We start from the raw sequence: 25,579 nt of genomic DNA on the forward strand, positions 1-25,579 counted from the left end.
AAGAGCCGCCATTAGACAAATGCCCTGCTGGGCACCGGAACCTCATCATGAAGGAGGGTCAGAAATGTAAAAGGGTAACCTGACGGCTACCCCTTTGATGCAAAAGACGAGTCTTTTGACTTCAGCAATCAAAGTATCGTCTCGCGCATCTTAGCGGTCAAGCCATTCCCCCCTGTATTCGGCCAAAAACGTTCAGTTTCGAACTGAACGGCGGATTTTCACGTTCCTTTTTTGGCCAACTTTCCAACAGATGCGTGGCTGCGCAGGGAGAGGTCTTGCCGGCGCAGCCGGGAGAAGACGATGCAAGGAGTGCGACGAGTCGTTACCCGTAGGGGGCGGCACATCCGAGGTTATTTCCCCTCCAAGAAAATGAAACGGATGGTGCCATGGGAATCGCTGCAGGAACGCGATGCCCTGCTATTGCTGGAGCTATCACCAGGTGTCGTTGCTTTTAAAGCGCAACCTGAGAAGTTGCCGTATTGGGACGGGACCGCCATGCGCGTCCACGTCCCAGATCTGAGGGTACGTCTGTACGACGAGCACGTACTGTTCGTCGAGCTCAAGCCAGCATCCGAACTGGCCCGCCCCCAGGTCAAAGCGAAATACCACCAGATTGCCGAACAGCTGTTAGCACAAGGTCTGGATTATCGGCTTTTGACCGATAAGGAAATCCTGCAGGAGCCGCAGTTCAGTAATCTGAAACAGCTGCTGTACCACTACAACCATCCCGCGAGCCCCCTACCAACCCGCAGCCAGCTGGCTGTGGCCTTCTCTCAGACCGAATCCATCCCCTTGGCGCAATGCCTGGAGCGGTTCGGTTCAGACGTCACCGACACCCTGATCGCGCAAGCTCGACTCTACGTCGACCTGACTCAGCCCCTCGCGCCGGCCTCCCTCGTTCAACTACCTGTAGGAGAGCACCATGCAACGATTTACTTTTAAACGCGGCCTGGGCTTCCTTCAGGGACAGACTCGCTGGCAGCTGGACCGCCGGCTGGCCAGCGGCAAGCTGCAACTGCTCTCAGATGAAGGCGAGGTTTTGACGCTGACCAACTCAGACATTCTGCAACGCTGGCAGTCCCAGGAGTGGATCATCGACGAGGAGTCATTGGCCAACCTCGGTGAGGCGATCTATCTCGTCACGCCGCGCGACCTGTCGACCTATCCACTCAAACTTCAGGCCATTGCCAGGCGCCGCCTGCATTATCTGCAGGGCATCGACCCCGACCACACACCGTACAACAGGTCGGCTTGGGAGGCGCGCATCAGTCAACTAGCCGGCGAGATCGATGACAAGTACCCGCCTTGCGCGTCGACCGTATCGGACTGGTGGCGGCGTTACCGGACCACCCGCTCCATTCTGAAACTGATCCCCTGGGGTCGGCCAGAGTCCAACCACCAGACTAAACCGGGCTATCAGCTGTTCGAGCAGGTCATCGCCGAGGTCTATCTCACCGACAACAAGCTGCCGAAGCTGGCGGTCTACCAGCGGATGAAGGCACGTACCGAGGCCATCAATCAATCGCTGTACGCGCAGGAGCAGATGAAATGCCCCGGCCGCACCACGGTATATCGCTGGCTGGAGAATTTGCAGCAGGACTTGGTCGATCTAGCCCGCGAGGGCGCCGAGGCCGTGCGCATGAAATACCGCGTCGCGATCGGCCGTGTGGAGACCCAGGCCATCCTGGAACGGATCGAGATCGACCACACGCCGCTAGACCTCATCATCATTGATCTGGTGACAGGACTGGCATTGGGCAGACCGTGGATTACCGTGGCGATTGACCAGTACTCCCGGATGATCGTCGGCTTCTATATCAGCATTGGCGCGCCCTCCGCCAACTCGCTGCTGCAGTGCCTACGGCGGGCCATCCTGCCCAAGGAGGATCTGCTCAGTCAGTGGGCTGATATCAATAACCCTTGGCCAGCCTACGGCATCCCGCAGTTGGTCGCTGTCGACAATGGCCCTGATCTGCATAGCACCGGCTTTGAGCAGGCCTGCTTGGGTATGGGTATCACGCTGCAATTCTGCGGATCCAAGGTGTCATGGCAAAAAGGCGCAATCGAACGGTTTATCCGAACGATGAGCGTGGACCTCATCCACACCCTGCCGGGCACCACGTTTTCCAATCCGCAGGAGCGCGGCGACTACCCGGCAGAAAAGAAGGCCTGCCTGGACATGGCCACGCTGACGCATTTACTGGTGCGCTGGATTGTCGATGTCTACAACGTCACGCCTCACCGCGGCATCAAAGGCCGGCCATTGGATCGTTGGCAAGAGTCCGCCAACCGGGCCCCGATTGCGCTGCCCACCGACCCGCAACAGTTGGAGCTGATCGCCGGCATTCCGGCGAGCCGGACGCTGTTCCACTACGGCATCGAGTTCGAGGGCCTGCATTACAACGACCACCACGTGCAGTTGATCCGCCGGCGCTTCGGCAAAAACGTTCCCGTGGAGATCAAGAGCTACGAGGATGATGTCGGCCACATTCATGTGCTGGATCCGGACAACCGGGTGTATCTGCGCGTCCCCGCCCGCGATCAGGAGTACGCCGAGGGGCTGCCCCGGGAAATGCACCGCACCATCCGCGCCCATGCCCGCAAACGCTTCGGCGAGCTGTGCAACACCCCGGAGCTGCTGGAGGCGAAACGCGAGATCCAGAAACTGGCTCAGGCGGCGCTGCAGCACAAGAAGATGGGTTACCGAAAGTCCGGCGCGCGCCAGTTCAACCTCAACAGCGAGGCGGTGCTGGAAAAACAGGATCCGCTGGTCACCGCCAGAAAACCCGTTAAAACCCGCAAAGTCCCCGTTCCAGACGCCTTGCCTGACGGACTGCAGGATGAGCTGCCGGAGCTGTCGGTGTCAGCCAAGAAGGGAGGCGCGTGATGGATCCGCTCGACTTGATGCGGCAGTTCGCCCCGAACGCCGGCTACACGTCCGACAAGGTGCTGGGCTACAAGCTGCAGTTGGAACCCATCTACCACCAACGCTTTCGCCACGCGCTGTTCCAGATCGCCGAACTGCATCACCGTCGCCGCGCGCATGGCGTGGGCGGCGGCGTGCTGTTGATCGGCCCCTCCGGCGCCGGCAAAAGCACCGTGCTTCGGGCGTATGAGGCCCAGTCACCACGCAGTTTTGAGACGCAGCGCACTCGGATTCCGGTCCTGATTGTGCGAGTGCCGTCGTCGCCGACGGTACGCAGTCTCGCCGGCGCCATCCTGGAGGCCATGGGGGACCGGAAGTCGCACCGCGGCACTGCCCCCGAGAAAACCACCCGGCTGGTCGACTTCTTCCCGCAATGCGGCGTGGAGTTGCTGCTGATCGATGAGTTCCAGCATCTGTTCTATACCCTCAGCGCGACAGCTTTCCGGGATGTCACCGATTGGCTGAAGAACCTGCTGGAGAGTACCTGCGTGGGCATGGTGGCGTGCGGGCTGCCGGCGGCCGAGCTGGTGATCCGCAGCAACGAGCAGTTGTCGCGCCGCTTCTCGCAGTGCATTCCCATGGATCCGTTCCAGCTCGACGATGAGGCGGACTTTCTGGAGTACCGGGGGCTACTCAAGGGCATCGCCCCCTGCCTGCCGCTGGGCTGCGAGATTCCCTTGCATGAGGCCAACCTGGCGCGGCGCATCCACACCGCCAGCTTCGGGCTGCTCGACTACACCATCAAGCTGCTGGAGGGCGCGGTCTGCGCGGCCAACCTGGCCGGTCTCAACACGCTGTCGCTGGATGTGCTGGGCGCCGGCTTCCGCGAGCGGATCTGGAAGGACGTGCCCGACACGCTGAATCCCTTCCACCCTGAGTCGCCGCTACGCCCCCTCACTCGCCCTGGCGAGGTGTTCTACCCGCATACCCGTAAAGACCCAGTCGGCTCGCCGGTGGCCATCAAGCTGGGCCTGCATCCAAGTAAAGGAGGCGTGACCCATGCGTGACAGCACCATCCCCCAGCAAGATGCCCCCAGCTTGCTGATCCGGCCTCACCCATCGCGAACCGAGGGGCCAATCGGCTATCTGTTCCGACTGGCCGAGGCCAACTTTATGAGCCTGCGAGACCTGGAGCAGCTCGGCATCGCCTTCTCCCCGGAGGCCTTGCGACAGCAACAGCTGCTGCCTCCCGATTCGCTTTATCCGGAGCTGAACAGCCATATTCGCCACGTGGCCCAGTTGGAGCAGCATCAACCCAGCATCTGGAACCGACGCTTCGCCCGCTACTGCCCGTACTGCCTGGCGGAAGAAGCCCGGTGGCGGATCGGCTGGGAGCTGCTGTATTTCGACACCTGCCCCAAGCACGGCACCTGGCTGGTGGACCATTGTTCCAGTTGCGGCGAGTCGCTTACCTGGCACCGGGACAGCCTGCTCCGCTGCAACTGCGGCGCCGATCTGCGTCGGGAGATCCCGGAAGAAGCGCCTGCGGCCGCCATTTTGCTGGCGGAAACGCTGGAACAAATGCTGTTGCAGCAATCCGTTCCACAAGCGCATGGCTATCCCTTCCAAAGACTCAGCCTGGAGCAAACCCTGCGACTGATCCGTTATCTGGGCACCTATATGAATCCGGTCGCGACGCTCAGACCTCTCAAAATCGCTAATGCGGGCTTACTGGAAGTCTCCTGGCCCATCACCTCATTAGCGGCGGAAGTGCTGGTCTTCTGGCCCGAGAAATTCCATGAGGCGCTCGACACACTGCAGACGTCCAGTGGGGATCCACAGATCAGCCTGAATACCGTTTTTGAGGAGGCCTACCGCTACCTTTATCTGGGAGGACTTCGCGATGGGGTCTACCTCCCGGTGCGCGAGGCTTTCGAGCAATGGGTGACGCAGCGCTGGAAAGGCGGTGTGGCCAGACGGAATCGCCGGTTCACCATCGAGGTCCTGGAGAACATCCAGTGGATTCCTGGCAAGGCGGCGGCCGACCGACTCGGTATCTCCATGGCGCGGCTGCGCTACCTGATCCGTTCCGGGCAACTGGAAGGGCAAGAAACCATCAGCAGCAAAGGCCGCCGCTTCCTGATGGTGCGCAAAGACCGGCTGATCCAGGTGGAGGAACAACTTGCGGGGGAAATCACCATGACCAAGGCCATGGAGGTGCTGGGTCTGGGCAAGGTGCGGATGCGACGGATCCTGAAGCTGCTGTTCCCCTCCGCCCGCCGAGTCAACGACCAGCCTTTGCTGCCATGGTGCATTTCCAGCTCGGAGGTCTATCAGTTGGCCGAGTTCGGCGAGGCGCTGCCGCGGGTCTATTCTCTCGATGAAGACGAAACTTCGCTGGCCGACGTGCTGCACTATTGGCAGTGGAATGCCGACGAAGTCGTGTCGTTGGTTGAGGAGATCCAGGCAGGCAAGCTGGCCGTCTGCGCCACCCTCATCGGCAAGACCGGGATCACGCGCTGGGTGTTCAAGCGCAAGGCCTTGCAGCTGTGGCGAGCCAGCCTTCCCACGGATCGGGCCAACTGGGTCACCATTCCGGAGTTGGCCGAAGTGCTGGGGGTGAAGCAGCAGGTGGCGTACTGGCTGACGCAGAACGATTACATCCGCTCGCACAAGCTGGGCAACCAGAAGCACCAAGGCTCCAGAGTGCGCAAAGCAGATGTCGACCGCTTCCTGCGGCAGTACATCTTCGGTACCGAGATCGCAGACCTGACCGGCCGCTCGCCCAGGAAAGTGATGAACATGCTCAAGCACTTAGCCATCTACCCGCTGCGCGGCACCAGCATCGAAGCTTGCCGCCAACTGGTATATACTCGCACCGATACGCTTACCCGATTTATCGAGAGATATCAGGTGGGGGATCCGATCAAGTGGCGGGACACGGTGCAGCGGCGGCGAAAGGCCTGGGAGAGGATCTTCCAGGAAGATGGGACGCCCGTACCGCCTCCGTCCCACTTTCGTCTAGAACCCCGTTGATCTGTCGTGGGGCTCATCTAGAGGAAGATGGGATCCTACAGAGGGTGTAGGAGCCCGCGGATATTTAGATATCTCCCACTTTTCTGGATTTTTGGGATTTTGTGCCCGGCAACCAGATTAATAGATGGCCTCCAAAAATGGAGGCCATTTTTTGTCTTAATGGTGGTAACTGATGGGTGTTGAAGTCCGAGTGGAAGCAGGACCACATGTTGGTCAAAGCCGTCGGCTAGTAAGGCAATACGAAAAGGGTGGTTTATGGCCGTCTGTACACACTCGGTTATTGAGACTTATTCCATCATCGAGTGAATTGAATGAGCTATTAAGATTTAAAATGTAAGTTAAAAATACTATTGTCATATAAATAAAAATTCATATAAAGTCAACAGTGCGAGGTGAATGCATAATGACTAATGAACAGCATGCGCAGAATGAGTTCAAAGTCCGTCAGCGCAGCCGTTTAATCCCTTTTTTGGCGTGGGCAGGGGGGAAGAGATGGTTTGTAAGCAAGTACGCACACCTATTACCTACACAGTTTAACCGTTATATCGAACCATTTTTAGGCGCCGGTTCGGTCTACTTTCACCTACAGCCACAAGAGGCAATTCTTGGTGACCTTAATGAAGAGTTGATCTGTGCTTATCGCGGGATTCAGTTTGATTGGGGAGCTCTTGAGCGCAGTCTTAAGTACCGGCAACGCGCGCATAAAGATGATCCCGATTACTTCTATCGTACCCGGGAGCGCATGCCTCGCAATACGGTACAACGTGCTTCGCGCTTTATATATCTCAATCGCACATGCTTTAACGGCATTTACCGGGTAAACCGCCAGGGTAAGTTCAATGTGCCGCGTGGCTCTAAATCCAAAGTTGTGTTGGAGACGGATAGCTTTAAAGAAATATCAAGTCTTCTTCAAAATGCTGAGCTGCGGGTATCTGATTTTGAAGCTTTAATCGATGAGGCAGTAGAAGGAGATTTCGTTTTTGCGGATCCACCATACACCGTGCGTCATAACTACAACGGATTCATCAAATACAACGAAATTCTCTTCTCGTGGGAGGATCAGCAACGCTTGGCTGCTACCTTGACAAGGGCGGCGCAGCGCGGCGTCAAATTGATTTGCACGAATGCAAATCACGAATCAGTGCGAGAGCTCTACTGCGGCATGGAGTTTCAGCTTATCCAAGTTGCACGCAACTCCAGTATTTCCGCCAAGAGTGCCAGTCGTAAGAATTTTGAAGAACTGATCGTGCTAGCAAATATTTAAAAAGGGTAGGTTATGAATCTTGATCAGATGGTCCATGCATCCGCCACAAAAGGTAACCCAATTGAGGCCTTGCGTGCCTTTCTACAGAATGAGGAAACTTTAGAAAGTGGCAAGCAGATCGACAAGATGCGCTTTGTGGGCTATGTGCTTGAATTGGGCTATGACACTGCAAGAATCATAACCAGTGACCCGTACAAACTGGCAGTAGGAGGAATTCCTCGCGGCTCATTCCTAATCATGACCCCCGAGAATGCACAAAAGGCACCTCCCCATTTCACATTGTTGCGAGTAACAGGCGTATCGCCGACGCCACTTACCAATCAGGTGCAGCAAACCTACTTTGAGCTTCATAAGAAAGCCATGCCTGAGCTGGACGTGTGGACTCAGAGCGAACTTCAGTGGGGCGCGCTAGATTGTGATGTGCTAGGGATGTTCTACGCAGATCCAGAGAATATGCAAAAGCTTGCATTCTCTGGTGACGTCAATAATGTGGTGAGTGCTCACCGCTATAAAGTCTACTCGCCGGACGAGGCTCTACTCAAGCTGATAGTAAATGGTATGGTCAAGTCTGAGCAGCAAGTCAAACTCGGCAAGTTACGCACGATGGAGTGTTGCTTTACTAGTACCGGTAAGAGCTTCGATATCCCAGTACGTATTTCCATGAATGACTTCAAGGGTTGCCGAACCGCCATGTTCGGTAAGACACGTCTGGGTAAGTCCAATGTGGTCAAGCTGCTGGCTCAGGGTATATTGGATGCGACTGATGAAGATCAGTCGGTCGGTCAGCTGATTTTTGACATCAACGGTGAGTATGCGAACGACAATCCACAAGATGGTAACCGGTCCCTCCGTTCTGCTAACGAGGCTCGTTGCCAGGTTTACGCATTGACTGCTCGTGATGGGACACCATCTCGACCTCTCAGGCTGAATTTCTATGAGCAGCCAGCCTCATGTTTGGATGTCTTGGGGGCCATGTTGGCCCAGGACAACAAGATGTCCAACTACATCCGTAGCTTCGCAGAGGTGAAGTTGCCAGATTTGGCAGAACTGCCAAACATGAACGAGTCAGACAAGTCGAGATCAGTTCGTAAGATCCAGATGTACTGGGCAATTCTGCACAAGGCTGGATTTGCTTCCGATGAGGCACGGCTACGCCGGATGAACCTGATCGCTACTCGGTACGTTCAACATTTTGATTGTCACTTTAATCAGAATCTACGTACGGCCGCATATGGATTGGTGCGACCAAACCAGTCTATTCCAGATAATCCAACCAATTTGGACCAATTGCTGTCAGAGTTGGAAGTGATTGCGCAGTTCAGGCGCGAGGCACCCAATGAACCCTGCTTACTTGGGCGTGATGGACGCCCGTCATTCGACCCAGACGCAGTGGCATTACTTGAGTTCTTGAATCCAGCTACAGGCTCTGGCCCGACGGTTATCCGTGCTTATCGAAGCTATCACGCGTCAAACGCAAGTGACTTTCAGGGAGAGATTCTTCGACTTTTGGCCGAAGGCCAGACGGTCATCCTAGATCTCGGTAATGCAAATGACACCATTCGGAAGTATTTTTCCAACATGTTGTCCAATGCGGTATTCCGTGCGCAAGAGACGAAGTTCGTTAACAACGAACTGGGCAATAGGTTTGTTCAGCTCTACTTCGAGGAAGCACACAACCTGTTCCCACCAGAGAGCAAGGATCTGACGGGTGTTTATGCACGCTTTGCTAAAGAAGGAGCAAAGTTTCACATCGGTATGGTGTATTCGACGCAGTCTCCTTCAACTATTAATAAAGAATTGCTGGCGCAAACAGAAAACTTCTTTGTTGGTCATCTTTCAAGTCAGGATGAGACCAAGTCGCTCTCCCGTGTCCAGATTGCGTTTTCGGGGATTGAGGAAGACATTCTGCGTGCCAAAACCCCGGGGTACATGCGAATGCTGACTATGTCGCATAGGTTTGTTATTCCAGTCCAGGCCGATCGATTTGCTGCAGATGCTGTGGCTGTAGCAAACCAATAAGAATAGCGAGACTAGCCATGTCATTTGAAAAAGGTTTGCGCCTGCCGGGACAGGCTGCATCCAAGCTGGGCCATTTGTCAGTCATCGAAAGCGATTGGGTCAAAGCTCTTGTGGAGGATTTCGAGAGCCCTGAAAAAATGATAGCTGATCCAGCTGGCACGCTTTGGGAAACGTTCAACTCGGATGGGATAAAGCCCCTGCGCAATATCTGGGCTACAGATGGCTCTTTTGTTGCTGTAACCACCGAACAAAAGCCACCTAAAGAGGTTGCGTTTGTTAAAACAGCTTTGCTGATGTTGGATCAAACCAGGTTGGAATCTATTGATAAAGAGCATCCGCACCCCTTGTTACTACGAGAAATTCTTACCGGTAGCGGCATCCAACATGCCACCGTTTTTCCTCTTAGAAACGTGCGTACAAGCAAGGGCAGTAACTTGTTGACTATACGGCATATCGTACGTGATTCTATAAAGGTTGATCAAAACGGAGCTTTCTACGAAACCCTCAAATGGTTGGCATACCGAAAATGGGATCCTGCCTGGTATAGTCCATCCCCTGGATTTGCTTGTCCGTGTTGTGGCGAAGAGATCAAAGAAGGCTTGCCATACGATGCTGATGAAATGTCTTGTCCATTCTGTGAGGGCAAGGTGTTCTTGTCTGACGTTTGGGGTTTTCACCTGGAAATGGATGAGGATAGCGCACCCGATTCTGTTGCCTCTGGATATATGCTGGTGATGGAGCACCTAATGCTGTTCACTGCCATTCGGTTGATGTGGCATCACACTGACAAGCAGCTAGTAAGCGACACCCTGTTTATCAAGGATGGTCCACTTACATTGCGCAGCCAGTATTCCAAAATGGTACCCAATATCCGGGATTTCTTTGAATACGTGAAGCAACAGCAGCGGCCAGTGCATGTGATTGGTCTGGAAAAAAGCGGCAAGTTCAGGGATCACTTGTCATCTATTGTGCGCTTTGCTCCTCCGCAAGAGCGTGGTGAGCCCATGACATTCGCCGCTCTGAGTCATGCTTATGTTAGGCGCGAAGTTAACCGGGCGCCGGAGCTCAACACCCCTTATGGTCTGCGTACAAACTGGGGCGAAAAGCTGTATGTAAAGGTGGACCCGGGTCTGTATATGGTTCTTAACGTCCCAGTAGGAGAGTATCAGGAGGACATCAACAAGCCGTTAGATATAAATCTAATCGGCCTGCAACGTATCCTTGCTACCATCCCGGGTATTGTTAGTCACAGTTACGAAGGGGCTCTCTACCCGGTAGCATTAGCAGATGGTATTGCGTCCATGTCCAGCTATCCGTCGGCTGCAATTTTGCAAAAATTTGTCTCAGAGCAGTCCCGGTAAAGAGTTCGGATCCTAGATGCTTTCGTATTGATTCTATTTGGCCCGTCCCACGCCTAGTGGGTGAGCAGTGAATTAGGTATTCATCCAAGTTTAGCGGCACACCAGACTTGTTCGTTGCATGGAGCGGCCTCAAAAAGAATGTCCAGGTAGAGACGGACTAAGCTTTTTTGTCTGTCTGTAAGGAACGCCGCAACTCTCGCTGCGGCGTTTATACATTCACATCACCCCGCAAGTCATCCCATGACCAGTGCGTATTCCCCGTCACATTATTTGCCACCCCACTACGAACCACCCCCAGCCCTCCAAGCCACCTCGCACTCCCCCAACACCTATACCTGTCCTTTAGTCCAAGAGAACGCATTCCCAGACCACGCCAGCTTGTGACTGTCTTCCTAACTTCATAAAATTTCAGGCTTATTTTCAATGTCATACCGCCGCTTGGCGGTGTTTTCGTTTGGAATGCCGATGGACCTGAATGCACTGTTGGCCAGCTTTGCTTCCGCCTTTGGCCAGGACAACCGGATGTTGACCTTGCAGCTTGGGGAGGGGCAGTTCGCCGCAGAACAGCTGCTGCCGCTCAGCCTAGAGGGCGAGGAGGGGATTTCCCAGCCTTATCGCTATACGCTGACCTGCTTGTCCCCGGACGGCAATATCCCGCTGAAGACCTTGCTGGGCCAGCCGGCCCGCATAGGCATCCAGGGCGCGGAGGGGGGCGAGGCGATCCGTTGCGGCGTGGTCAGCCAGGCCAGTTTGGCGGGGTCGGATGGCGGCTTTGCCCGCTATCAACTGGTCGTGGAAGCGCCGTTCGCCTTGCTGCGCCATAGCAGGACTTCCCGGGTATTCCAAGACCTGTCCGTGCCGGACATCGTCAAACAAATCCTCAGTGAACATCAGCAAGCCAACCCCATCTTCGCCCGCGTGCAAACGCTGGCCTTGCAGCTCAAGCCGGCCACGCCGCGCAGCTATGCGCTGCAATACCGCGAGAGCGATTACGATTTCATCGTCCGCCTCTTGCATGAAGAGGGTTACGCCTGGCGTTTCCGCCACTTGGAGGCGGACGGGCCGCGGGTGGAGCTTTCCATCTTTGACGATGCCCACGCCTTGCCGGCCTCCCCGCTGCAGCGGGTGCGCTTCCACCGCAGCGACGCCACCGAGGAAGAGGATGGCCTGACGGGCTGGGAGGCCGCGCGCCAGATTGTCCCTGGCGCCAGCGCGCTGGCCAGTTACGATTACAAGCCGGTGCTCACCCAGCAAGGCCGGGAAACCAGCCGGGTGGAGCAGGGCCAGTTTGGTCAGGCCTTGCAAAGCAGCCTGGGCCATTACGATGTGCCGGGCCTGTATTACGCCGGGGACGAGCAGCAGCTGGGCCGCTATGCCGTGCTGCGGCAGCAGGCTAACGATTTGCAGGCCAAGACCTTCAGCGGCAGCGGCGCGGTGCGCGGCTTGCTGCCGGGTGAGTGGTTCCGTCTGGACGATCACCCCGCGCATGAGGACGACGCGGAGGAGAAACGCCAGTTTGTTGTTACCGGCCAGCGCTTTCAGGCGCGCAACAATCTGCCGCGGGATCTGGCGCAGTACCTGGGCGCGGAGGCTGACGCCGCGCCGTTCAGCGCCGCCATCCAGGCCCAGCGCCGTGGCATTCCTCTGACGCCGGCTTATGCCGGCACCGCTCACGCCAAGCCCACCAGCCTGGGCGTGCAAACCGCCACCGTGGTGGGGCCGGCCAGCGGCGATGCCGGGGCGGAGAGCCCCGGAGAAGTGCATACCGACGAGCACGGCCGCATCAAGATTCAGTTCCATTGGCAGCGTCCGGAAGAGCATCCCGGCATTGGCGCGGGCATGGACGACAAGTCCTCCTGCTGGGTGCGGGTGGCGATGCCGTCCGCCGGCGCTGGCTGGGGTCATCAGTTCCTGCCGCGCATCGGCCAGGAAGTGCTGGTGGACTTTATCGAAGGCGATATCGATCGCCCGGTGGTCAAGGCCGTGGTCTACAACGGCAGCCATCCCGCGCCGGACTTCAGCGGCGCCGGCAGCCTGCCGGCCAATAAGACGCTGTCCGGCATCAAATCCAAAGAGCATCAGGGCGGCGGTTATAACGAGCTGCTGTTTGACGACACCCCCGGCGAAGTACGCGCCAAGCTGTCCAGCGAGGCGGGCAAGACCCAGCTCAACCAAGGCTTCCTCACCCACCCGCGCAGCAATGGCCAGGCCCAGCCGCGCGGCGACGGTTTTGAGCTGCGGACGGACCAGCACGGCGCCATCCGCGCCGCCCACGGCCTGCTGCTGTCCACGGAGGCGCAAGGCGGCGGCGCCGGCAAGCAACTGGCGCGGGAGCAGGCCAACAGCCAGCTACAAGCGGCGGTGGCCTTGAGTCAGGCGCTGGCCGAAACCGCCGCCACGCAGCAGGCCGACACCATGGAAACCGGGCCGGACGGCATTGGCGACGACAACGCCAGCAGCGGCAAACGGGAACAAGGCCATGTGCTGCACCAGTTGCAGGCGCTGGAGGCCTGGGAGGCCGGCAGCAATACCGATCCAGACAGCAAAACCGCCAAAGAACAGGCTGGCCAGCAAGCCTTGCTGGTGCTGTCCGCGCCGGCCGGCATTGCCAGCCTGTCCGGGCAAAGCCAGACCCTGACCGCGGAAACCCATCTCAATCTGGTGGCGCAGCGCGACGCCAATCAGAGCAGCGGCCGGCGCTGGATTCATAACGTCGGCAAGCATATCAGCCTGTTCGTGGCCGGCGTGGCGGATCAGGTGGCGATGAAGTGGATAGCCGCCAAGGGCAAGATTCAGCTACAGGCGCAAAGCGACAGCATTGAGCTGACGGCGGACAAGGACGTCACCATCACCTCCTGCAAGGAACGCATCACCATTGCGGCCAAGGACGAGATTCTGCTGACCAGCGGCGGCGGCTATATCCGCCTCAAAGGCGGGGACATCGAAGTGCACTGCCCGGGCACGGTCAGCATCAAGGGCAGCAGTCATGTATTGAGCGGGCCGGCCAGCGTCTCCATGCCCATGCCGTCCATGCCAAAAGGCTACCAACGCAGCTATATCCTGCAGGATGAAAAGACGGGCGAGCCGCTGGTGGACAAGGCTTACCGGCTCAAGCTGCCGAATGGCCGTGTGATTCCGGGTTACACCGACTGGGAGGGCAGAACCAGCACTGCCTTCACTCCAAGTTCCCAGCCGGTCAAGCTTGAGGCACCCAAGCCTCCCGTCGAGCAGGAGTACACCTTGTATGGCTACGGCACCGGTCAGGCGGAACGCGGGCTGCAATTGAAAGACGACAATGGAGAGAATGCTTGATGGCCAACTATCAACCCGCCGGCGGCACGATGACCATCGTGGAAGAGCGCCCCGAGTATGCAATGCTGCCTCACCCGGGCAATAAGCCCTACCTGACCGAGAAGGCTGACGTGGCGATTCTGTCGCCCAAGTCCGTAGGGGCGACCAGTAAAAAGACCGGCCGCACCTACCAGCTCAATATGCGGCAAATCACCATGTCGATCCTGATTCGTCTGGATGAAAACAGCCACGATTACAAGTGGTTCTATAAGGCGGAAGTCAACTTCGATATGACCCGCAACCCCCCAACGCCCTTTCTGAGTCCAAGTCGCCGAGAAGACGGACCAAACCGGCGACACACTATTACCCCCTTCCCCAAAGGTTTGTCGAAGGGCTATTTACGACGGCCGGACCTGGTGATTGTGAAGGACAAGGAAACTCGTTGGCCGGGGCGCGCAGCCCCCGATCATGACGGCGCACCGCATGGGGATAATTTGGCTCGGGTAGTGGAGGTAAAATTTCCGGGGGATGAGCTTAGTCGAGGTCAGGAGGACGCCTACAAGCGCATTGCCGGTGGAGATGACCGGTTTACCGTCTTGGATGTTATCGACAAAAGGAAGAAGAGGGTTCCCGAGCCTAAAAAAGTACCAGTCTTCAGTCCGCAGCCAAAAACCAAGCCCAAATCGCAAACCCAACGAGTACCCGCACCGATCTACAGCCCGGTTCCGGTAAAGACTCCAGGTTACCTCCAGGATTGGGGCACGCAGTTGCAGCGAGGAGTTGCCGAAGTATGGTCGGATACGAAGAAAGGCATGCAGGGCTTGGCTGAAGATACTCAAGCCTGGCTGGAAAAAGAGGCTGCTTGGCTGTTAGAGTCAGGCCGCTGGGTCCGGGATAAGTCCGAAAAAACTTGGACTTGGGTCAATGCGCAGGGGAAAGCGCTGGTCCGCTGGACCGAGGAGCAGTTGAAAGCCGCGTGGGCCAAAATTGAGCGTTATTGCGACATTGCCTGGAATGAGATTAGCCAGATTCAGTGGGGGCAGATTCTGCTTAATGTCGGCAAGGTTGTGGTGGGCATCGTGTTGGTGGTGGCGGCCGTTGCCTTGATGGTGATGGCATTGCCTGCCGAGTTGGTCGCGGCCTTTATTGCCTGCGTCGCCATACTGGGAGGCGCCACGGTTTCAAGTAACGACAGACCTCTGATGGCATGAGTTAGGAATTGAGAAATGGAACAGGTAGAAATACCGCAGCAATTGCAACGGCTTGAAACATACCAAGACGAGCTGACTTGGAGCTTGGAGCCCGATGAGGGCATCGTCATCCGTCCTGGCTTGATTGCCACTTTTTTCTTTGAGAAGGGCAGCACGGTCGAGGTCAGGGCAAAGCTCATCGAGTGCTTCGACAGCTTCTACTCCCTCTTTGGCGCGAAGCTAAAAGGGCAGAAATACATGGATGCCAAAACCAGGAAAATGGGCGCATCCGATTATCAGAAGTCCAAAGACAAAATCTTGGCCATCACTGATCCGCATGAGCGGATTGAGTGGTTTGTCAGTAGCGAAGCCGTGCCGGACTTGGCTCCGGAATACTCGGTTTCCTGCTTGACGCAGCAAAGCATTCACGAAGGCTGGGGCGACAAGTCATTTTTCAAAATCGTGCTGCCCGCGGCCACTGTGTTCGATGAAGCAAGCCTTGGTCAGTACCAACAGCTGCTAGCCTTCATCTGTGACGCCTTACAACCGGTTCATGGTTATGGTGGCCTGTCTCCCATCCTGCCATATGACTATCATCGGTACTTGCCCAATGAGTATGAGCTTGCGCAGCGGTTTATCGGCTTGAATATCGATACCCGCTCCTTCAGCGCCGGAGGCTTCGAGTTGAAGAGTCATATCAAGGGCGCAGACTGGTACACGATTCTGGGAAATGAGTTCGTAGAGCAGTTGGATGGCGAAGAAGTGATTCGCGCTAAGCTAGCGCCCTGGCACGATATTTCCATACGCCGATATACAAGCGGACTGATGATTCAGGCGGGCCCATACCCTGACTTGGGCGCGCCTAATGCCCGCCCTCCGGAGCCCTATGTGGTGGTCAGTCACTTGGTGAGATCGATACGTACCACCGAGCCAGGCTCCCTGCATTACCACCTGCCTCAACAAAATGGGTTCGACAAGTCCGAAACCGTAAGCTGGTATGCGCGCTTCGACGCTACCCCGTTGCCGAAGGGGGAGTCGCTACCAGCACAATCGGAGCATGGAGCTAGGTGCGAGGCCGGCAAGCCTTGTCCTGAGAGCGGACATTGGTGGACGCCCGCCATGGAGAACTCTCGGCAATATTTCACCCAAGGTGAGCTTATGCCTGATTTCTCGCACTCAACGTATGGCAGCACGATCTGGTATCGAGAACCGGTCTCCGGCAGCAGATGAGCCATTGAAGAGGAACGCTTAAGCATCCGCAGGCATGCAGATGGGTTAGGGATGGAGCAATGGAGCAAGTAGAAACTCCACGACAATTACAGCGACTACAGCAATACCAAGATGAGCTGGTTTGGACCCTGGGCACGGATGATGCCATTGTTGTGCGCCCAGGTCTGATTGCCACTTTTTTCTTTGAAGGCGGCAGTTCAATTGCGGTACGCAAAAAAATAGTGGCGTGCTTTGATGCTTTCTACGACAAGTTCGGCTCTCATCTAAGAGGGAAACAGATTGGCTCTGGCAAGTACACCAAGATGGCCAAGGATGGCTATGCCGCCAATAGAAGTACCGCTCTTGCCAATACCGATCCGCACGATGCGCTAGAGTGGACGATAAGTTCAGAGCCCACTCCGGAGTGGGCGCCCGCCTATGCGATGCAGTGTCTGACACGACGGGAACTACACGAAACGTGGGGGCATAAATCCTATTTGAAGTTCACTCTGTCGCATACCTTATTGTTTGAGAAAAACGGCACCTCTATTTATCAGAATTTAGTTCAGTTTGTTTGTAATGCTCTCTCCCCCATTCATGGCTATGGCGGCCTATCGCCAGTCCTACCTTATGACTTTGACCGCTACTTGCCCAATGAGTACGAACTGGCGCAGCGTTTCATTGGGCTGGATGTGGACAGCATGTCGTTTTCTGCCGGTGCGCACGAGTTGCAAAACCATATCAAAGGCGCCAACTGGCTCACCATTTTGGGGAGTCAGTTCGTTCAGAAATTGGGAGGAGAAACATCACTCCGCGCTCAGCTAGCAAGCTGGCCGAATATCGTTATGAGCACCTACCCTGGTGGCTTGATTATCCAAGCCGGAGAGTACCCTGACCTTGGCGCACCGGAAGACGGCGCCCCCATTTCCTATGTGGCAGTGAATCATGTAGTGAAACCAATTCGCACCACGGAACCAGGCTCCCTGCATTACCACCCGCCTCAACAGAATGGGTTCGATAAGTCCGAAACCGTGAGCTGGTATGCGCGTTTTGACGATGCGACGCCGGTGCTCAGCCCACCCTCTCACGCGCCGGCCGGTGCTTGAGCGGCGAGGCCGGGCTTCCCTAGATCAAGTTATGGCAGCACACTGTCTGGTATCGGCAGCGCGAGTAGCGGTGATCATTAGGCTTAGCTTGTAGGCGCAGTATTAATACGAAAAATGCGAAAGACAGTAAATGAATGCACGAGTGGATTTGAATAATCAGGATGTCACCTGGGAGACAAAAGAGCTTGTTGCGGACCCGGCTCGCTTGCTGGCGAGAATGCGGAGCGCGGGTTTGCCCTTGCAGGATGGCGTTGCCGGGGAGGTGGAGGGCGAGTCCGACGGCAGCAAGATCACGGCCTTGGTGGCGGTCAGCGCGGACCGTTTGGCGGCGATTGTCGCGTCGCCAAGCGGCTTGGTATACCGGCTGGAGCCGGAGATTATTGAGCAGGAGTGGTGGTCGTTTGCCGCTCGGTATTACTACATCGTGACGGGCAATCTGGCGGATCGGCAATTGCTGGCCGAGCATGCCGGCGTTGAGCTCAGCGCGGTCAAAGGTAAAACGATTTCCAGGAAGAAGCTGGCCGAGCCTTCCGGACTGACTCTGGACCAGTTGTTGGATCAGGCATGCCCGGAACTGGCGCAGCGGCAAGAATCGTTGTTTGATTGATGGTTTTGGCTGTAACAGCATAGTCGGCAACGCCGCAGCGCCCGCTGCGGCGTTTTCACATCTACATCACCGAGCCAATCAGTCTGTGGCTGGTTTGTAGTTCCTGCCGCACCGGTTCCAGCAAGGTCACGATTTGGTCACAGTTCAGCGTTTTGTCTTCCGGGCAGCTTTGCAGCAGGGTCAGCAGCGCGTGCAGGTTTTGGCTGGCGTAGTGGAGGTGCATGGTGCCGCGGGTGATGCTTTCGTCCACGTCCAGATAGCGGCGGTCCAGCTGTTGGCTCAATGTTTCCAGTTCCGAGCAACCCTGGGCGTTGACGCGCAGCGCTGTCAGCAGGTCTTGCAGCTGTTGCAGGACAGGGGTGGCGCTGGCGGCGAGGGTTTCCATCAAGGCGTCGGGGTCGGGGTTTGGTTGGGAGATATTCAATATGTTCACTATGGCCTCCACAAACATTTGCTTAAGGAAGCCTGCGCGGCACGCATGGGAGGCGTGGGCAGGCACATGACAAAGTGGGAGGACCGACACATTAGCGGCAGCCCCGGAGGGCTCAATGCCATGCGCCCGCCCGGTTGTGGCTAACGCATGGACACGGCGAACCACGGCCAAGCGGTTCGTCCGAATGTGTGAAAGGGCCTCCCAGCCCATGGCTGCGTTATTTGGCGCAGCGCATGGGCAGAGTAAGGGGGGCAAGGCCCAGCGTCAAGGCGGCGGCGGGCCGGGGTGGGGATTACAGCAGAAAGCCGCCCTTTACGGGCGGCTTTTGGCGTTGCAGCGCCGCGGCGCTGCGGTCATACGCTGGTTCTAAGAAGGCGTTTACGATCTTGCGAGCTAGAGCGAGACAGGGCGCTGCGGCTAAAAAAGCGGAATGTAGCTCCGGTACATGAGCATTTCGGAGCGGTGCCACCGTGTCACGTCTCACGACGCGCAGCAGATCGTCAATAGGCTCTAAGCCGCGTTCATGGCGGCGCCGGCCGGGGCCGTCACGGCGCCCAGGTCTTGGATGATGTCGTCAATCAGGCGGTCCAGCCGCTGGCTGTCGTGGTGGTGGGGCGTGGTGATCAGGTGGGCCGCGCCGCCGGATCTGGCCAGGCCGTGTTTGTTGCATACCGGTTCAGACGGGCTGGGAAAGACCACGGTGATGGAGTTCTTGCAGCGCCAAGCCTGGATGCCGGCGGACTGGAAACGGTCTATCGCGTATTGGGCCATGTCCAGGCAATGGCGCACTTTGCGGCGCCATTCCGCCAGCGGCCGGCTCTTGATGGCCGCCCACAACATCATGGGGGTGTGACCGTTGCGGGAGCCGCTGATGGTTTGGTCGTTGGCGGAGATGTAGTCGATTTCCACGGAGATGCGCGACACATTGCTGCGTTTGGCCAGCACGATGCCGCACGGCATGGGCGAGCCTATCATCTTGTGGCCGGACACGCTGATGGAGTCGATGCCGTCGGCGAAGGAGTAAGGCTGCGGGCTGTCGACAAAGGGCAGGATCATGCCGCTGAGTGCGGCGTCCGCGTGCAGGTAGTAATCCCGCCGCGGGATGCCGGCCTTAGCCAGCTTGTCCTGGATGACGCCGATGTCGTCCACGGCGCCTTTCATGGTGGTGCCGACGTTGACGAAGACGATGGGGTGGCGTTCCTGGTCTTGCTGGATTTTGGCCACCAGGTCGTCGTAGTCGATTTCGCCGCTGGGCAGGGAATCCACCGCGCGGGATTTGATGCGCAGCAGCTTGATGATCTTGGCCACGGAGTAGTGGCTGTCCTTGGAGTAGTACAGCGTGGCGTCCGGGAACAGTTCGCGGGCGAGGTAGCAGCCGAACATATTGCCTTCGGTGCCGCCGTTGGTCACGTAGCCCCAGCTTTGGTCAAAGGGGATGTGGAACAGTTCGGCGAAGAAGTGCATGACTTCGCGTTCGAAGTCGAAGGAATTCAGCAGGTAGTTGCTGCTTTCGTTCCAGTCGCCGCAGTTGTTGATGGAGAAGCGCAGGAAGCGGTGCAAGGGGGCGTAGTCGAAGTCGGCTGACTCTGGATAAGCGAGATTGAAATATTGGTGTTGCAAGCAGTACTGCCAAAAAGATTCGATACGGTTTTGGTCAAGTTGGGACAGCGACATGGGTGACTCCGTGGTTTCTCAGAACCTGTTCACGATCCGCCGCGCGGCGACGGGATAGCTTAGACAGGGCGTTGAGAACGCTTTCGAAATGCTCATGCACTCTGCGCGCATTCCGCTTTCTCGGCTGTTCTCGCCTTGTCTTGTCGGCTTGCAAGATCGTGAATGGGTTCTTGGTGGGTGGGTATTGCTGGTGTTCTTCCTTGTTGGCTGGGCGTGGGTTGGCGCCCGGTTTTGTCTGTTTTAGGGTTTTGTTAGTGGTTTTTAGTGCGTGTTTACGCTCTGGCGAGCAAGCGCGAGACAAGGCGTTGCGGCTGAGGAAGCGGCATGCACTTGTGGCGCATGAGCATTTCGAAGCCGTACTCACCGTGGGGCGTCTCACGACGCGCGGCAGGTCGTAAACAGGTTCCAAGGGCCGGTTCTGCGCGCCGGCCTCGGCCATTCTTCAAGCGTCCGCTTGCCGGGCGTCCAGCAGCGCTTCCCAGCCCGCCAGGGTGGGGGAGCGGCTCAATTCTTCCGTGCGCACGGGGATGCCGCGGGCGTTGAGCTCCGCGGCCAGCGTCATCAGGCGCAGGGAATCCAGGCCGTAATACATCAGGTTTTCCGTGGGGTTCAGTTCCCCGTCTTCCGCCAGCAACTGCCGCAGCCGGCCATGCAGCCATTGGCGCGGGTTGGCGGCTGTTGCTTGAGGCGCGCCGCCGGCTTGCGGCGGGGTGGTGCTGATTGCTTTTTCATTCGTCATGACGATTTCACCTGGATCATTGCATCACGCTAAAAATGTAAATTATAATCATTCGCATTTAGAGATGCCATATGGAGATGGAAGAAATGCAAGAAATCCATTTGTCAATTTTCATGGGTGCGCAATGAGAGAGCTGACTTCAATGCAGGCGGCCTGCTGGATGGGCCGGGGCGATCATTCCGATCTGGGTGGCGTCTCTGCGCATTTGTATGCGGAGTTCGACGGCCAGGCCATTGAGCTGCCGCGTTTGGTGGCCGCGCTGGCCCGGTTGGGCCGCGAGCACGCCATGCTGCGCGCCTGCGTAACGGCGGACGGCATGCAGGCGCTGGCGGCGGCGGACAAAGCGCCCCATCTGGAGGTGGAGGATTTCACCGCCTTGGAGGGCGAGGCGCTGGCGCAGCGCCTGGAAGCCAAGCGCCAGCAGTGGACTCATCAGCGGCTTGACCTGGCAACCGGTCAAGCCGTTCGTTTTTCCATCAGCCTGTTTGGCGCGGGCGATAGCCGGCTGCATGTGGACGCGGACATGATCGCCGTGGACCCGTCCAGCTTCCGCGTGCTGATGGAGGATTTGGCGCTGTTCTACGAATCCCCGGACGCGGAGACGCCGCCCACGCCTTCCTTCTTTGAGTGGTGCGACCGGGCGCGGGACGAGCCCTGGCTCAAGGCGGCCCGGGAGCGGGACCGCGATTGGTGGCGCGCGCAGTTGGCCGATATCGCGCCGGCGCCGTCCTTGCCGCGCCGGGAGGGGCCGGCGGGCGCGGCATCCAGCCAGCGCTTGTGCGCCTGGCTGGCGCCGGAGCAGCGCCAGGCTTTGCGGCGGCTGGCCAAGGCGCAACGGCTGACGCTGTCCGGCCTGATGCTGGGCGTGTTCGCCCAGGCTTTGGGCGCGGCCACCGGGGACCGGCGCTTCCGGCTGAATGTGCCGGTGTTCTGGCGGCCGCCGCTGTTGGAGGGCGCGGAGCGCATCATCGGGGAGTTCGCCAATCTGGTGTTGCTGGATGTGGATTTGGACGCGGCGCCGACTTTGGGCGCGCTGTGCCGAAACTTGGCCGCGCAGTTGCTGGAGCGCGCCGGCCATTGCGCTTATCCGGGCGTGAACCTGATGCGGGATCTGTCCCGCCATCACCGTTCGCCGCAGATCGCCCCGGTGGTGTTCACCGCGGCGCTGGACATGCCGGGCGGGGAGCTGTTCTCGGAGCGGGTGCGGCGCGCCTTCGGCGCGATGAACTGGGTGATTTCGCAGGGGCCGCAGGTGGCCTTGGACGCGCAGATTGTCAGCGCGGACGGCGGGGTGTTGATCAATTGGGACATCCGCCTGGACGCCTTGCCGCAAGACTGGATCATGCAGCTGTTCAACGATTTCGTGGCCCTGGCCACCGCCGTGGCGGCGGACCCGGCTGCGCTGGAGCGCCCGCTGGCGCAGCCGGAGGCGGAAACGCCGCTGTCGGTGTTGCAGCAGGCTTACCTGTTGGGCCGCACCGCGCAGCTGCCGCTGGGCGGGGTGGCAATGCAGGAGTTCCGCGAATACCACGGGACGATGGACCCGGCGCTGCTGCGCGCCCGGCTGGGCGAGATGGTGCGGCGTCACGATTGCCTGCGCACGGTGATAGACGTTGCGCGCTTGCGGCAGCGGGTCCGTGCGCAGCCGCGGGTGAATCTGCGGGAGGTGGATTTGCGCGCCTTGTCGCCGGCGGCGGCCCAGGAGCGGGTGGCGGCGGCGCGCGAGGATTACGCCCACGCGCTGTTTGATCTGGAGCACGCGCCTTGGGAGCTGACGCTGTTCCTGCTGCCGGACGACAGCTTGACGGTGTTTGCGCGTTTCGATGCCTTGATTGTTGACGGCCGCTCCATCGCCGCGCTGATGCTGGAGCTGTTCCAGGGCGTGGCGGAGCCAAGCAGACCGGCCGCCGCCGCGGCGGCCGAGGCGTCCGCTGAAACCCGCAAGGCGGACGCGCTGTATTGGAAAAACAAGCTGGCCGATTGCGGCGCCGCGCCGCGGCTGCCTTGGCGCAAGCCCTTGGATCAATTGGGCGTGGCGCGCTATGAGCGGCAAAGCCTGACGGTGAGCGCGGAGCGTTTCGAGCGGCTGGGCAAGCTGGGCAACGGCCAACGCTTTTTCAAGAACACTACGGTGATGGCGCTGGTGTTGGAGGTGTTGTCGCACTGGCTGGACGAGGGCGGCTTGTGCGTGGCGGTGCCGGTGGCACCGCTGCCGTCCGGCGGTTTCTCCAACCGTTCCAGTTTCATCGCGGTCACGTGGCCGGCGGGGCTGGACAGCCTGGCGGAGCGCGGCCGCCGCTTGCAGGCGGATGTGATGGAGGGCTTGCAGCATCTGGCCTTCTCCGGCGTGGACTTGGCGCGGATGTTGTTTGAAAGCCATGGCCCCGGCCCGGCGCTGCCGGTGGTGGTGACCAATGGCTTGTCGTGGCCGACGGCGGCGGACGGCGTAATGCGCCAGATCGGCGGGCTGACCCAGACGCCGCAGGTGGCGATGGATCTGCGTTTTTCCGCGCAGGCGGACGGCGCGCTGGTGTTTGACATCGATTACGCCCGCGACGCGCTGGAGCCGGCCCTGGTGGGCGCGGTGCTGAGCGCGTTGGAGCGGGCCATCGAGCAGGTGACGGACAGCGGCGTGTTCGAGGCCCCGGCCGGGCGGGTGCTGGATTACGGCCATTACCGGCTGAACAGCGTGGAAGCCGAGGCGCGGCGCGAGAATTTCCTCGGCCGCATCGCCGCCCATATCTTCGACCCGGACAACGCCCGGGTGGCGCTGATCAGCGGTCAGCGGCGGATACGCTACGGCGAGTTGGGCGAGGCGGTGTCCCGGGCGATGGCGGCGCTGAAGGCACGCGGCGTCAGCGCCGGCCAGGTGGTGGCGGTGTGCCTGCCGCGCAGCCCGGAACACACCATCGTCACCCTGGCTTGCGCCTTCAGCGGCGTGGTGTGGGTGCCGATAGACGCGGCGTCCCCGGAGGAGCGGCTGCGTTATTTGCTGGACAACTGCCGGCCGGACCTGGTGGTGGCGGCCCAGCCGCTGCCGACGGAGCATGCGCGGGCCACGCCGGAGCAACTGCTGGCCGAGGCCGCGCCGCTGGCTGCGCGCGGCGGCTGGCAGGCGCTGTCGCTGAGCGAGACGCCGGCGTATTACCTGTACACCTCGGGCACCACCGGCAAGCCCAAGTGCGTGGTGCTGTGCAACCGGGCCACGGCCAATGTCATTGGGGCCACGCTGGAGCATTGGCAGGTGAGCCAGCGCGATGTGTGCCTGTCGGTGACGCCGCTGCACCACGATATGTCGGTGTTCGACGTGCTGGGCAGCCTGAGCGCCGGTGCCACCCTGGTGTTGCCGGAGGCGGGCGAGGAGAAGGACGCGGTGCGCTGGAACCAGCTGGTGGACGAGCACGGCGTCACGCTGTGGTGCACGGTGCCGGCGATGCTGGAGATGCTGCTGTCTTGCCGGCGCGACGGCGGGCTGCGAAGCCTGCGGCTGGTGGCCCAGGGCGGGGATTACATCAAGCCGTCCATCATCGCGGATTTGCGCGCTGTTCTGCCGGCGGCGCGGCTGCTGTCCTTGGGCGGGCCGACGGAAACCACGATCTGGAGCATCTGGCACGACATCGTCGCGGAGGACAGCGCCAAGGTGCCCTATGGCCGGCCGCTGCCCGGCAACCGCTATTGGCTGCTGAACGAGCGCGGCGAGCATTGCCCGGCCGGCGTGGCCGGACGCATTCACACCGCCGGCGTCAATCTGGCGCTGGGCTATCTGGAAAACGGCGAGCTGACCCAGCACGACTTCGTCACGGTGCGCGACGAGGCCGGCCAGCTGGCGCGCGCCTTCCGCACCAGCGACTGCGGCCGTTACCGGCCGGACGGGGTGATGATGTTCGACAGCCGCGTCAACGGCTACGTCAAGGTGCGCGGGGTGCGGGTGTCGCTGCCGGACATCGAGATGGAGCTGATCAAGCATCCGGCGCTGGCCCATGTGCTGGTGGTGGATGTGGGAGACGAGCGGCAGGGGGAGTTGGGCATCGGCGCGCTCTACGTGGCCAAGCCCGGCGCGGAGGCGAGCGCGGCGGATCTGCGCGAGCATGCGCGCCGCGTCCTGCCGCAATCCCATGTGCCCACGCGTTTCTTACAAGTGGCGCAACTGCCCTTGTCGCAAAACGGCAAGCCGGACCGCCGCGGCGCGCGCGCCTTGTTGCAGGCGCCGGCCCATGCCCCGGCCCCGGAGCGCGTGGCGGTGCCCGCCGTTGTCGAGGCGCCGGCCGCGGCGACGCGGCACCGGCGCCCGGTGCTGGATATTTATCTGGGCGTGCTGGGGCGTTCCTATCAGGAGCTGGCCGACGAGCTGCTGGACTTCAGCAGCATGGGCTTGCTGCCCCAGCATCTGAAAGCCATCGCGGCGCGCATGCGGGAAACCTTCGCCGTCGAGCTGTCGCCCGGGCAGCTGCTGCGTTGCCGCAATGTGGCGGATGTGGAGCGTTTGCTGGCGGCTGGTCAGCCTTAAGGGCTTGTTCACGATTTTTTAAGGGCAGGCAATGCCAAGGCATTGAATCCGCTGCGCGGATGATGGTTTGCATTGCCGGGGCTGCCCGGCGGGCAGGAAGGGGAATTTGCTCGGCCAAATTCCCCTTCACCCCAAAGGCCGCCCTGCAAGCCTGGCCTGCGGCTTCCCGCCGGATCCCGTCAGGCCCGAGGCGCGGCTGAACTCGCACCGCGCTAACGTCGCGGTGCTCGAACAAGCAGCCGCTTAAAACCTCGGGCCTGCCACCCGACGGCAGGCT

At 59.3% G+C, this 25,579-nt stretch carries 16 protein-coding genes; 13 read left to right on the top strand and 3 right to left on the bottom strand.

The window, feature by feature from the left end; translation table 11 throughout:
* Positions 1 to 378: 378 nt before the first annotated feature.
* The 12 genes from JC616_RS00615 to JC616_RS00670 all read left to right on the top strand — a co-directional run bounded on the left by JC616_RS00615 (position 379) and on the right by JC616_RS00670 (position 17,949).
* Complete coding sequence (locus JC616_RS00615; protein WP_227106142.1) at positions 379 to 942, top strand: TnsA endonuclease N-terminal domain-containing protein; 564 nt, start codon at positions 379 to 381, stop codon at positions 940 to 942.
* Entirely contained in the window at positions 923 to 2,887 is a 1,965-nt protein-coding gene (locus JC616_RS00620) for a hypothetical protein (protein ID WP_227106145.1), read from the top strand. The genes JC616_RS00615 and JC616_RS00620 overlap by 20 nt, the downstream gene beginning before the upstream one ends.
* Positions 2,887 to 3,933, top strand: coding sequence for a TniB family NTP-binding protein (locus JC616_RS00625; protein WP_227106147.1), 1,047 nt, complete (start codon positions 2,887 to 2,889; stop codon positions 3,931 to 3,933). The genes JC616_RS00620 and JC616_RS00625 overlap by 1 nt, the downstream gene beginning before the upstream one ends.
* Positions 3,926 to 5,902 (top strand): helix-turn-helix domain-containing protein, encoded by a 1,977-nt coding sequence (locus JC616_RS00630; RefSeq protein ID WP_227106149.1) that lies wholly within the window; start codon positions 3,926 to 3,928, stop codon positions 5,900 to 5,902. The genes JC616_RS00625 and JC616_RS00630 overlap by 8 nt, the downstream gene beginning before the upstream one ends.
* Positions 5,903 to 6,305: 403 nt before the next feature.
* Positions 6,306 to 7,166, top strand: coding sequence for a DNA adenine methylase (locus JC616_RS00635; RefSeq protein ID WP_227106151.1), 861 nt, complete (start codon positions 6,306 to 6,308; stop codon positions 7,164 to 7,166).
* A gap of 12 nt (positions 7,167 to 7,178) precedes the next feature.
* Positions 7,179 to 9,185, top strand: a complete 2,007-nt coding sequence (locus tag JC616_RS00640; RefSeq protein ID WP_227106153.1) for an ATP-binding protein — start codon at positions 7,179 to 7,181, stop codon at positions 9,183 to 9,185.
* 17 nt (positions 9,186 to 9,202) lie between these two features.
* Entirely contained in the window at positions 9,203 to 10,546 is a 1,344-nt protein-coding gene (locus tag JC616_RS00645) for a hypothetical protein (protein WP_227106155.1), read from the top strand.
* A gap of 465 nt (positions 10,547 to 11,011) precedes the next feature.
* Positions 11,012 to 13,858: a type VI secretion system Vgr family protein gene (locus JC616_RS00650; protein WP_227106157.1), complete on the top strand. Its 2,847-nt coding sequence runs from the start codon at positions 11,012 to 11,014 to the stop codon at positions 13,856 to 13,858.
* Positions 13,858 to 15,048, top strand: coding sequence for a VRR-NUC domain-containing protein (locus JC616_RS00655; protein ID WP_227106159.1), 1,191 nt, complete (start codon positions 13,858 to 13,860; stop codon positions 15,046 to 15,048). The genes JC616_RS00650 and JC616_RS00655 overlap by 1 nt, the downstream gene beginning before the upstream one ends.
* 15 nt (positions 15,049 to 15,063) lie before the next feature.
* Positions 15,064 to 16,257, top strand: coding sequence for a type VI immunity family protein (locus JC616_RS00660; RefSeq protein ID WP_227106160.1), 1,194 nt, complete (start codon positions 15,064 to 15,066; stop codon positions 16,255 to 16,257).
* A gap of 59 nt (positions 16,258 to 16,316) precedes the next feature.
* Positions 16,317 to 17,342: a type VI immunity family protein gene (locus tag JC616_RS00665; protein WP_227106161.1), complete on the top strand. Its 1,026-nt coding sequence runs from the start codon at positions 16,317 to 16,319 to the stop codon at positions 17,340 to 17,342.
* A gap of 130 nt (positions 17,343 to 17,472) precedes the next feature.
* Positions 17,473 to 17,949 (top strand): hypothetical protein, encoded by a 477-nt coding sequence (locus tag JC616_RS00670; protein ID WP_146176754.1) that lies wholly within the window; start codon positions 17,473 to 17,475, stop codon positions 17,947 to 17,949.
* Positions 17,950 to 18,010: 61 nt separating this feature from the next.
* Here JC616_RS00670 and JC616_RS00675 read toward each other — a convergent pair whose 3' ends face one another.
* The 3 genes from JC616_RS00675 to JC616_RS00685 all read right to left on the bottom strand — a co-directional run bounded on the left by JC616_RS00675 (position 18,011) and on the right by JC616_RS00685 (position 20,795).
* A complete protein-coding gene (locus JC616_RS00675) occupies positions 18,011 to 18,382 on the bottom strand; it encodes a hypothetical protein (protein WP_227106162.1) in 372 nt (123 codons plus the stop codon).
* A gap of 510 nt (positions 18,383 to 18,892) precedes the next feature.
* A complete protein-coding gene (locus JC616_RS00680) occupies positions 18,893 to 20,056 on the bottom strand; it encodes a histidine decarboxylase (RefSeq protein ID WP_227106163.1) in 1,164 nt (387 codons plus the stop codon).
* Between the two features lie 442 nt (positions 20,057 to 20,498).
* Positions 20,499 to 20,795 (bottom strand): phosphopantetheine-binding protein, encoded by a 297-nt coding sequence (locus JC616_RS00685; protein ID WP_227106164.1) that lies wholly within the window; start codon positions 20,793 to 20,795, stop codon positions 20,499 to 20,501.
* Positions 20,796 to 20,919: 124 nt separating this feature from the next.
* Between JC616_RS00685 and JC616_RS00690 the strand changes: the two genes are divergently transcribed.
* Complete coding sequence (locus JC616_RS00690) at positions 20,920 to 25,302, top strand: amino acid adenylation domain-containing protein (RefSeq protein ID WP_227106165.1); 4,383 nt, start codon at positions 20,920 to 20,922, stop codon at positions 25,300 to 25,302.
* Positions 25,303 to 25,579: the final 277 nt, after the last annotated feature.

This window comes from Chromobacterium rhizoryzae (assembly GCF_020544465.1).
Classification (GTDB): domain Bacteria; phylum Pseudomonadota; class Gammaproteobacteria; order Burkholderiales; family Chromobacteriaceae; genus Chromobacterium.

Coding starts and splice junctions, on each gene's coding strand:
- JC616_RS00615 (WP_227106142.1), top strand. CDS start 379: ATGGTGCCATGGGAATCGCTGCAGGAACGCGATGCCCTGCTATTGCTG.
- JC616_RS00620 (WP_227106145.1), top strand. CDS start 923: ATGCAACGATTTACTTTTAAACGCGGCCTGGGCTTCCTTCAGGGACAG.
- JC616_RS00625 (WP_227106147.1), top strand. CDS start 2,887: ATGGATCCGCTCGACTTGATGCGGCAGTTCGCCCCGAACGCCGGCTAC.
- JC616_RS00630 (WP_227106149.1), top strand. CDS start 3,926: ATGCGTGACAGCACCATCCCCCAGCAAGATGCCCCCAGCTTGCTGATC.
- JC616_RS00635 (WP_227106151.1), top strand. CDS start 6,306: ATGACTAATGAACAGCATGCGCAGAATGAGTTCAAAGTCCGTCAGCGC.
- JC616_RS00640 (WP_227106153.1), top strand. CDS start 7,179: ATGAATCTTGATCAGATGGTCCATGCATCCGCCACAAAAGGTAACCCA.
- JC616_RS00645 (WP_227106155.1), top strand. CDS start 9,203: ATGTCATTTGAAAAAGGTTTGCGCCTGCCGGGACAGGCTGCATCCAAG.
- JC616_RS00650 (WP_227106157.1), top strand. CDS start 11,012: ATGGACCTGAATGCACTGTTGGCCAGCTTTGCTTCCGCCTTTGGCCAG.
- JC616_RS00655 (WP_227106159.1), top strand. CDS start 13,858: ATGGCCAACTATCAACCCGCCGGCGGCACGATGACCATCGTGGAAGAG.
- JC616_RS00660 (WP_227106160.1), top strand. CDS start 15,064: ATGGAACAGGTAGAAATACCGCAGCAATTGCAACGGCTTGAAACATAC.
- JC616_RS00665 (WP_227106161.1), top strand. CDS start 16,317: ATGGAGCAAGTAGAAACTCCACGACAATTACAGCGACTACAGCAATAC.
- JC616_RS00670 (WP_146176754.1), top strand. CDS start 17,473: ATGAATGCACGAGTGGATTTGAATAATCAGGATGTCACCTGGGAGACA.
- JC616_RS00680 (WP_227106163.1), bottom strand. CDS start 20,056: ATGTCGCTGTCCCAACTTGACCAAAACCGTATCGAATCTTTTTGGCAG.
- JC616_RS00685 (WP_227106164.1), bottom strand. CDS start 20,795: ATGACGAATGAAAAAGCAATCAGCACCACCCCGCCGCAAGCCGGCGGC.
- JC616_RS00690 (WP_227106165.1), top strand. CDS start 20,920: ATGAGAGAGCTGACTTCAATGCAGGCGGCCTGCTGGATGGGCCGGGGC.